This window comes from Caulobacter sp., from assembly GCF_049283275.1.
Classification (GTDB): domain Bacteria; phylum Pseudomonadota; class Alphaproteobacteria; order Caulobacterales; family Caulobacteraceae; genus Caulobacter.
Genome location: NZ_JBAPVS010000106.1, coordinates 24,257 through 30,705, shown reverse-complemented (window position 1 = coordinate 30,705; position 6,449 = coordinate 24,257). Strand labels below are relative to the sequence as shown.

Here is a 6,449-nt window from a genome sequence, read left to right as displayed (position 1 = left end):
GCGCAGTCGCGGGCGTCGACGCGGCCGGCGGCTGTTGTTTCGGCGCGGGGTCTGAGCAGGCGGTGGTGGCCGCCAGGCAACCGAGCAACAGGACGACGGGACGCAGGGTCGAGGGCATGCAGCAACTCCGAGGCGGGAACGCCTTGCCCCTCTCAAGCCTTCAGCCATGGCGAAGTTCCACATGCTCACGTTCAAAGGCGGCCTCTGGGCCAAGGAGCCACCGGTTGAAGATCCTGCGTCGATTGATTTGGGTTGTGGGCGTGCTGGTCGTGCTCGTCGCGGCGTTCTTCGCCTGGGTGCTGTGGCCCAGCCGCCCGCCGCCGGCCCTGCCGCCGCCCTTGGCCTCGGCCCCGCGCGAGCCTCTGCAATACGAGCCGCCGAACTATCTGCCGTCGAACGGTTCCCCAGCGAACCCGGCCTTCGGGGCGGCGCCGGGCGGCCCGCCCGAGGACTGCAACGCGGGCGACGCCTCGGCCAGCGCCGCGCCGGTCAACGCCGCCTCACTGAACACCATGGCCTGGACGCCGTTCGGGCGGGCCGAGACGGGTTGGGAGATCTACGCTCCCCAGGTCGCCCGTGAAATCCAGACCGCCTGCGCGCCCGGCTCCGCCCGTTTCGCCACCGCCCTGGCCCGCTGGCAGGGCGGCCATGGCCTGAAGTCGACCGGGATCTTCGATCCGGAGACCTTCAAGGTCATGCTGGTGCGCTGGCACAGGGCCCGGCCGTTCGTGCGGGTGAACGGCGAGGGCGTCTGCCCCGGCGCGCCTTCCGACGCCCAACTGTCCACCGCCAGGCCCGAGGAGAGCTACGGCGGCAAGACCATCCAGCTACGTCCCAGCGCGATGGACGCGTACCGCCGCATGGTCGCGGAGGCCAAGGCGGCCGGCGTCGTTCGCGATCCACGCGTGCTGACCCTGTTCTCCGGTTTCCGAGACCCGGCCGCCGACGCCGCTCGCTGCGCGCGCGACAACAACTGCCAGGGCGTGTCGCGCACCATCTGCTCGGCCCACCGCACCGGCCTGGCCGTGGACCTGTTCATCGCCGCCGCGTCAGGGTTCGGGCCGGACTCCAGCGCCGATCCCAACCGACTGGCGATGGCGCGGTCGGACGTCTATCGCTGGATGGTGGTCAACGCCGGCCGGTTCGGCTTCATCAACTACGTGTTCGAGCCCTGGCACTGGGAGTGGACGGGCGAACCGATGCTGCCGGGCGTGCCGTTGAGCAGCCTGCCTCAGGCCGGCTCGGGCCGTCCCGGCGACCCGCTGCTCGCGCCGGTTCCAGCGCCGACGCCGGCCGCCGCCACAGCGCCAAAGCCGCCGCCGAAAACCTCAGCGAAGGCCCCGCCGCAAAAACGGCCATGAAACCTCCCGATTTCGCGCACATCATCTGGATGACAGTCAGCCCAAACAGGAAGCCATGAGCTTCGCCGCATCGCGTTTTCTCGACCGTCGCCGGATTCTCGCCGGCCTGCTCCTCGCCACCCAGGTTGCGGCTGGACCGCGTCCGCCGGTCAAGTCGCCGGTGGTCACCGTGCTGGGCGATTCCATCACCGCGGGCCTGGGCGTTCCGGCGCGCGCCGCCATGCCGGCCCAACTTCAGACGGCCCTGACCCGGATGGGCGTCGTCGCCACGGTGCGGGCGGCCGGGGTGTCGGGCGACACCAGCGGCGGCGGCCTGGCGCGGGTCAATGACAGCGTCCCGCGTGACACCGCGCTCTGTATCGTCGCCCTGGGCGGCAACGACCTTCTGCAGGGGATCGAGCCCCGGGTGACCAAGGCCAATCTGCGGGCCATCCTGCGGAGCCTGCGCGACCGACGGATCGGCGTGGTGCTGGTCGGGGTCGGCGCGCCGACGCTGTTCGGCGCGGCCTATGCGCGGGAGTTCAACGCCGTCTATCCGGCCCTGGCCCGCGAATTCTCGGCGCCGCTCTATCCCAACATCCTGGCGGGGGTGGGCGGTTCGCGACAACTGATGCAGGGCGACGGCATCCACCCCAACGCGGCGGGCGCACGAGTCATCGCCGACCGTCTGGCGCCGTTGGTGGTCCAGGCGTTGCGCGCCGCGGCCGCCTAGACCGCGACTAGGTAAAGAACGTCACGGCCACCAGCACCACGCCGGCGATCCACACCGTCTCGAAGACCATCAGCGCCACGGGCCGCCAGCCGGCGGTCATCAGGTCCTTGAACGAGGTCTTCATGCCCAGGCCGGCGATGGCGGTGACCAGGCACCAGCGCGACACCTCGTTGGCCGCGTCGGTGATCGGCTTGGCCAGGAGGCCGAGACTGTTGATGACCACCAGAACCGCGAAGCCGATCAGGAACAGCGGCACGGTCGGCTTGGCGCCGCCGCTCACGCCTGGCCCCATGCGGGCCACGACGAAGGCGATGGTGAACACCACCGGCAGCAGCATGGTCACCCGCAAGAGCTTCACATAGGTGGCCACGTCGCCGGTGTGGGGCGAGATCATGTAGCCGGCCCCGACCACCTGGGCGACGTCGTGGATCGTGCCGCCCAGGAAGATCCCGGCCCGGGTGTGGTCCAGGTGAAGGGCCGCGGTCAGCAGCGGATAGGTGATCATGGCGATGGTCGACAGGGCCGTGACGGTGACGACCGCCAGGATGGTGTCGCGTTCCGCGTCCTTGCCGCGCGGCAGGACCGAGGCGATGGCCAGGGCCGCCGAGGCGCCGCAGATGCCGACCGCCCCGCCCGACAGCACGCCGAAGCTGGAGCGCAGGCCCATGCGTTTGGCCAGGAAGGCGCCCAGGGCGATGGTCGAGCCGATGCCGACAATCACGGTGACGATCGGCGTCAGGCCCAGGCCCAGGATCTGGCTGGCGGTGATCCGCGCGCCCAGCAGGGCGACGCCGAACCGCAGGATGGCCTTGGACGAGAACTCGATGCCCGGGATGCAGCGGCCTTCCTGATGCAGGAAGTGGAAGGTCATGCCGAACAGCAGGGCGAACAGCATGACCGGCGCGCCATAGTGCTGGGCCAGCCATTGCGAGGCCAGGGCGATGGTCACCGCCACCAGCACGCCGGGATAGAGCTTGATCAGCGCCGACTGCCCGGGGAAGCGGGCCCGGGCCTTCGCGGCGGCGGCGGCGGGTTCGGGGCGCGACAGCCCCTCCATGCCCTCCAGCGACTGGAAGAGCGCCCGCGCCGCGGCGGTGTCGGTGTCGAGATCGGAATTCATGATCGGGCCCTGGACCGGCGAGTCGCGCCGGTCGCTTCGATCGAGACCCGATGCGGCAGACCGGTACAAGCCAAAAATAAACCCCTCGCCGGCGGGGCGAGGGGTTCGGCTTGGCGCCTGGCGGGCTAAGCGAGGGTTAAAGCTCCCGGCCGCTGACGACCGGTTCAGGCCGATGGGCGTGGCCGGGGGCCGCGTGCTGGTGCTTGAACAGCTGGTCGATGATGCCGCTGGACCAGTTCTTCAGCTTGTCCATGAACACGAACACCACCGGGATGTAGAGCAGTGACAGGAAGGTCGAGGTGATCAGGCCGCCGATGACCGCGATGGCCATCGGGGCGCGGAACTCGACATCGGCGCCGAAGCCCAGGGCCACCGGCGCCATGCCCGCGGCCATGGCGACCGTGGTCATGATGATCGGTCGGGCTCGTTTGTGAGCGGCGTCGAGCAGGGCCTCCCGGCGGGTCATGCCGCCCTTCATGGCCATGATCGCGTACTCGACCAGCAGGATCGAGTTCTTGGCCGCGATGCCCAGCAGCATCAGGATGCCGATCAGGGTCGACATCGAGAAGCTGCTCTTGACCAGGACCAGCAGCCCGAACGCGCCGCCGATGGCCAGGGGCAGGGCGGCCATGATGGTCACCGGGTGGGCGAAGCTGCGGAACAGCAGCACCAGCACGACGTACATCAGCAGGATGCCAGTCACGAGGGCGGCGGCGAAGCCGGTGACCATCTCCTGGATGAACTCGGCGTCGCCGGCCGCCACTTCCTTGACGCCGGCCGGCAGGGACTTGACCGACGACAGGGCGTGCACCCGCTTGCTGGCCTCGCCGACCACGATGCCGTCGAGTTCGGCGGTGATCTCGGCCACCCGGGCCCGGTCCTGACGCGAGATCTGCGACGGGCCCGCGCCGTAGCGCACGTCCGCCACCGCGTTCAGCGGCACCGAACCGCCGTGGCTGGACGGCACCTTGAGGGTCTCCAGCACCGACATGTTCTCACGCGCGTCGTCGGTCAGGCGCAGACGGATCGGCACCTGGCGGTCGCCCAGATTGTACTTGGGCAGAGACTGGTCGATGTCGCCAATGGTGGCGACCCGCACGGCTTGCGAGATCGCGCCGGCCGAGACGCCGGCTCGCGCGGCCTGGTCGGGCTTGGGCGAGACGATGATCTCCGGACGGGCGATGGCCGCGGTGTTGACCACGTTGGCCAGGCCCGGGACGGTGCGCATCTGGGCCTCGACCGAGCGGGCGGCCGCTTCCAGTTGCTGGCCGTTGTCGCCGACCAGGCGCAGCGTGTAGCTGGACCCGTCGCTGGGACCGCCGCCGTTGTTGCTGCCGGCCCCGATCCGCGCGCCGGGGATCGCCTTGAACTGGTCGACCATCAGGCGGCTGAAGTCGCGCTGGCTCATCCGTTCGCCCTTGGGGACGAGGTCGGCGGTCAGCTCGGCCTTGTTGACGCCGTCGCTGCCGACCGAGGCGTAGACCCCGGTCACTTCGGGACGGGCCAGCAGGTCGCGCGCCATGCGCTGGGCGATGGCGTCGGTCTCGTTCAGCGTCGCGCCGGGCGGCAGCTCGATGCTGAACGGCGCGCGGCCGCGGTCGGCCGCCGGCTGGAACTCGAATGGCAGGCGCGTGGCCAGGAAGCCGGTGGCGATCAGCAGCGGAATGGCCAACAGGGCCACGATGATCTTGTGCGACAGCGCCCAGTTCAGGGACTTCAGATAGGGACCCATCCACGGCGGGTCCTTGTCCGGCTTATCGTGGGCCTTGAGCATGTAGGCGCCCATCAGCGGCGTCAGCATGCGGGCGACCACCAGCGAGAACAGCACCGAGACGCAGGCCGCCAAGGCGAAGGCCTTGAAGAACTGGCCGATGATCCCGGGCATGAAGCCGACCGGCGCGAACACCGCCACGATGGTGAAGGTGGTGGCCACGACGGCCAGGCCGATCTCGTCGGCGGCCTCCATGGCCGCGTGGTAGGGCGATTTGCCCCCGCGCATGTGGCGGACGATGTTCTCGATCTCGACGATGGCGTCGTCGACCAGAATGCCAACGGTCAGCGACAGGGCCAGCAGGGTGACGCCGTTCAACGACTGGCCCAGCGGCGCCATGACCGCGAAGGTCGGCAGCAGCGACAGCGGGATGGCCACGGCCGCCAGGAAGGTGGCGCGCCAGTCGCGCAGGAACAGCAGCACCACCAGCACCGCCAGCAGGGCGCCCAGGCCCAGCGCCTCGAGCGAAGCGTAGTAGCTGTCCTCGATGTACTTCACGTTCGAGGTCAGCTCGACGATCTTCAGCTCAGGGTGAGCCTTGTCGAGCTTTTCCACCTCCTTGCGGACCTTCTCGGCGACCTTGACCTCGGAGGCGCCGCGCGAGCGGACCATATTGAAGGTCACGACTTCCTGGTTGTTGAATCGCGCCTGGTTGCGCGGCTCGGCCCAGTGGTCGGTGACGTCGCCCAGGTCGCCCAGGCGGATGGTCTCGCCGTTGTTCAACTGGACGCGGGTCTCGCGCAGCTGCTCGACGGTGTTGGCCGCGCCCAGGGTGCGGATGGCCCGCTCGGAGCCCGAGACGGTGACCCGGCCGCCGGGCAGATCGGCGTTGGCCGACTGCAGGGCCTGGCTGACCTCGGCGGCGGTGACGCCGCGAGCCGACAGGCGGTCGGGGTCCAGCGCCACCTGGATCTCGCGGCTGACGCCCCCCTGGCGGTTGACCTCGCCGATGCCCTTGATGGCCAGCAGGGCGCGGCTGACGTCATGGTCGACGAACCAGCTGCGCTGTTCCGGCGTCAGCGTCGGGGCCTGGACCACGTAGGTGATCAGCGGGTTGCCCGAGATGTCGATGCGCGTGACGTTGGGGAGCTGCATGTCCTGCGGCAGCGAACTCTGCAGGTTGGACATGGCGTTGCGGACGTCGTTGGTGACCCGCTCGTGGTCGACGCCCAGTTCGAACTCGATGAAGGTCGAGGAATAGCCGTCGCCGACCGTCGAGCTGATGTGGCGCACCTGGCCCAGGCCCGCGATAGAGTCCTCTATCAGCCGGGTGACCTGGGTCTCCAGCTCGGTCGGGGCCGCGCCCGGACGCGAGGCGTTGACGACCACCAGAGGCAGGTCGACGTCGGGGTTGTCGTTGATGCGCATGCTGCTGAAGCCGGAGATCCCGGCGATGGTCAGCAACACGAACAGCAGGAGGACGGGGATCGGGTTCTTGATCGCCCAGCGCGAGATGTTGTTGGGGTTGGGGCTCGGATTGTCCAT

At 69.5% G+C, this 6,449-nt stretch carries 4 protein-coding genes; 2 read left to right on the top strand and 2 right to left on the bottom strand.

Features of this window, described 5'->3' with window-relative positions:
- The first annotated feature begins 224 nt into the window (after window positions 1-224).
- Both WAL33_RS05235 and WAL33_RS05230 read left to right on the top strand, forming a co-directional pair.
- Complete coding sequence (locus WAL33_RS05235) at window positions 225-1,361, top strand: D-alanyl-D-alanine carboxypeptidase family protein (RefSeq protein WP_422179171.1); 1,137 nt, start codon at window positions 225-227, stop codon at window positions 1,359-1,361.
- Between the two features lie 55 nt (window positions 1,362-1,416).
- Window positions 1,417-2,073: an arylesterase gene (locus WAL33_RS05230; RefSeq protein WP_422179170.1), complete on the top strand. Its 657-nt coding sequence runs from the start codon at window positions 1,417-1,419 to the stop codon at window positions 2,071-2,073.
- 7 nt (window positions 2,074-2,080) lie between these two features.
- On the opposite strand, the gene WAL33_RS05225 is transcribed toward WAL33_RS05230, so the two are convergent.
- Window positions 2,081-3,193 carry a YeiH family protein gene (locus WAL33_RS05225; RefSeq protein ID WP_422179168.1) on the bottom strand — a complete coding sequence of 371 codons (1,113 nt, stop codon included), beginning with the start codon at window positions 3,191-3,193 and terminating at the stop codon, window positions 2,081-2,083.
- 136 nt (window positions 3,194-3,329) lie between these two features.
- A complete protein-coding gene (locus WAL33_RS05220; protein WP_422179166.1) occupies window positions 3,330-6,449 on the bottom strand; it encodes an efflux RND transporter permease subunit in 3,120 nt (1,039 codons plus the stop codon).